Origin of the sequence: Bacillus sp. AM 13(2015), from assembly GCF_001518755.1 — a bacterium.
In the GTDB taxonomy this organism is placed as follows: Bacteria; Bacillota; Bacilli; order Bacillales; family Bacillaceae; genus Bacillus; species Bacillus safensis.
In genome coordinates this window covers 1-2,975 of record NZ_LKCP01000005.1, presented here as the reverse complement: position 1 = coordinate 2,975, position 2,975 = coordinate 1, and the positions used below count along the sequence as shown (strand labels likewise).

Genomic DNA, 2,975 nt, shown 5'->3' with positions numbered 1-2,975 from the left:
CTGACGGAAGTCTTCAATTTTTCCCACACCGAAGGTCTCTTGTGTCTCATCTTCAAAATCGATTTTTTGCAGCTTGCCTGGCGGGTCTAATCTGCTGACAAATACGTTGACAGGCCCTGCAATCAAATGGGCGTGCTTTGACTGAGGAACATATACTAAAAATGTCAGCAAAATGAGCAGATGCATCCACCATGCGGCATAAAAAACAATCGCAGCCGCAAGAGGTGAAATTCCTCCCAGCAAGAAAGCAATACCAGAAGCGATTGGCTCAGTTGGTGATAGAGAGTGTCCATGCCAGATGATGTTCATGCCGTTCCCTAGTAAAACTGTCAGCATTAATCCGCCAATAAATAAAAGCACTAGACCCGATTTAAAACCTCGTTTTAAACGGACAAGTTTTTCCACATATCTTCTATGGAAAGCCCATACAACGGCCACTAAAATGAGAAGTGTGACCACCTCTTGGAAAAACGTAAAGACGCCGTACACCGGACCTAAAGGAAGCCCGCTGTCTGGAATAAGCCCCTTCAAAATAAAATCAAGGGCTCCGAACTGTACAAGGATAAATCCGTAGAAAAACAGCACATGAATGATGCCGCTCTTCTTGTCCTTTAACAGCTTCTTTTGCCCAAATACATTGACCCAAACACGCTCTAAGCGTTTCTTCATGTCTTGTTGAAACTCTTCTTTTTTACCAAGACGAATATACGCCGCTCGTGTTCGAATGAGATAAACAAACAAATACACAGCGTAAGCGGTCACCGCCGCAAATGCGATCAAGTTGATGATTAAAAGGCTATTCATCTTGCTCCCCCTTTCATTCCCCAAAACCCACTTTGTTCCGTTTCCATGTTGTACCTCTATCATAAATAATGAATGAGTATTCAGTCAATATTTTTTGTGCGTTTGGGTACACTATTGAAATATGCAAAAAAGGAGGAAGTTTCATGATCGCATTGATCATCCTACTCGTACTCATTGCCATCGTTTTGCTCGTCATGTTAGACCTTTATATGGGGAAGAAATATTTTTCTACGCATGCATTTGAACGGTCTTTTGACCAAACAAGCGGCGATGCCACCTTTTATCATGATGGCGAACCATTTTTCGATCAGCTGCTTACGGATATACAGCAGGCCTCTTCTTCTATTCATATGATGTTCTTTATTGTAAAGAACGACAAGATTGGTCAAAGGGTATTCCAAGCATTGAAAGCCAAAGCGGAGCAAGGCGTTTCCGTCTTTTTGCTAACCGACCGATTAGGCTCCTATCCGTTTGATCAAAAGTCGATTGACATGCTAGAAAGAAGCGGCATTCAATTTTACTTTTTAAATAAGCCTCGTTTTCCTTTTTTGATTTACCGGTTAAACATGAGAAATCACCGTAAAATTACGGTGATTGATGGGAAGATTGGCTATATTGGCGGATTTAATATAGGCGATGAATATGTTGGGAAAAAAGGCCGCTTTGGCATTTGGAAAGATTATCATTTGCGGATGACTGGACAGGTTGTCGCAGATCTCCAGCATGTGTTTCTGAATGATTTGTACCGGTCGTCTGGCATTCATCAGCTGCAATATGAGGTTTTCCCTGCATTGGAACCGGGAACATTACAATGCACAACACGAGCGACTGCCGGTTTTTCTTTAGAAGCTTTATTTCTCCAAGATATTGAGCAAGCAAAGAAACAGATCATCATCTGTACGCCTTATTTTATTCCATCAGCCCATCTTCTGAAGGCGCTGCTTGATGCACGAAAGCGGGGCGTCACAGTTGAAATTATCATTCCAATGAAAGCGGATCACCCACTTGTCAAAGAGGCTGGTTTTCATTATTTGAAGGATCTCATTGCCTCTGGATGTCTTGTTTATCGTTTTTATAAAGGGTTTTATCATTCGAAAGCCATATTGATTGATCACAGCCGCTGTATGATCAGTACCGCGAATTTTGATAAACGAAGCTTGTTTTTAAACGAAGAAGTAGATGTAGCCATTGATGATCCCAACTTTACTGCACACGTAGAGGAAAAAATTCGGGAGCATATGGAAGTATCTGAGATCCTGACAGAAGAAACATTGTCAAAGCGCCCTCTTTTCACACGGCCGCTTGAGTGGGTTGCCGCCATGTTCTCGTATTTTTTATAAAGGAGATGACCTATGCGTTATCGATTTGGTTATGTATCCAATGCCGTCACCTTGTGGGAAGCTTCTCCTGCCAAGTCGTTGACCTTTGCAAGATACAGCAAGCTCTCTAAGGAAGAAAGAAAAGAGGCTTTATTGCGAACAACGAAAGCCAATCTTGTGAATACATTAAGAACGCTTTATTTCGCCATTGCTCATGATATCCCGCTGTACCGTTTTTCAAGCTCGATCGTCCCGCTCGCGACCCACCCCGAGGTGCGCTGGGACTTCGTGACACCTTTTCACAAAGAATTTCTTGAGATTGGCGAGTTGGTGAAACGGCACAACTTACGGGTAAGCTTTCACCCCAATCAATTCACCTTGTTTACCAGCCCAAAACCTTCAATTACAGACAATGCCGTCATCGATATGACGTACCATTATCAGATGCTTGAGGCGATGAAGCTCGAAAAGGAAGGTTACATGAATATTCATGTAGGCGGGGCTTACGGCGATAAAGAATCGGCTCTTCAACGCTTTGATGAAAATATTAAACAACTTCCGGCTCATATCAAAGCGAGAATGACACTTGAGAACGATGACAAAACATATACGTCGCTCGAAACGCTTGGTGTATGTGAAAAGCATGACATTCCGTTTGTTTTTGATTACCATCATCACGTGGCAAATAAAGATGACGATGCCGCACTCGATGACATCCTTCCAAGAATGTTCGACACTTGGACAAAGACTGGCATTCCGCCCAAAATCCACTTGTCTTCACCTAAATCAGAAAAAGCCATACGCAGTCATGCAGATGGTGTAGATATGGACTTTGTCTTACCGCTTTTTCAA

General features: G+C 42.6%; 2 protein-coding genes and 1 pseudogene. 2 read left to right on the top strand and 1 reads right to left on the bottom strand.

Going from position 1 to position 2,975, the window contains the following annotated elements; all coding sequences use genetic code 11:
• A pseudogene (locus tag AOQ70_RS01155) lies at window positions 1-804 on the bottom strand (hypothetical protein); the annotation flags it as partial.
• A gap of 143 nt (window positions 805-947) precedes the next feature.
• Between AOQ70_RS01155 and cls the strand changes: the two are divergent.
• Together cls and uvsE are read left to right on the top strand one after the other, a co-directional pair.
• Window positions 948-2,144, top strand: a complete 1,197-nt coding sequence (cls, locus tag AOQ70_RS01150; RefSeq protein ID WP_059374562.1) for a cardiolipin synthase — start codon at window positions 948-950, stop codon at window positions 2,142-2,144.
• A 12-nt stretch (window positions 2,145-2,156) separates the two neighbouring features.
• Window positions 2,157-2,975, top strand: an 819-nt coding sequence (uvsE, locus tag AOQ70_RS01145) for a UV DNA damage repair endonuclease UvsE (RefSeq protein ID WP_059374558.1), incomplete at its 3' end; no start/stop codon positions are given.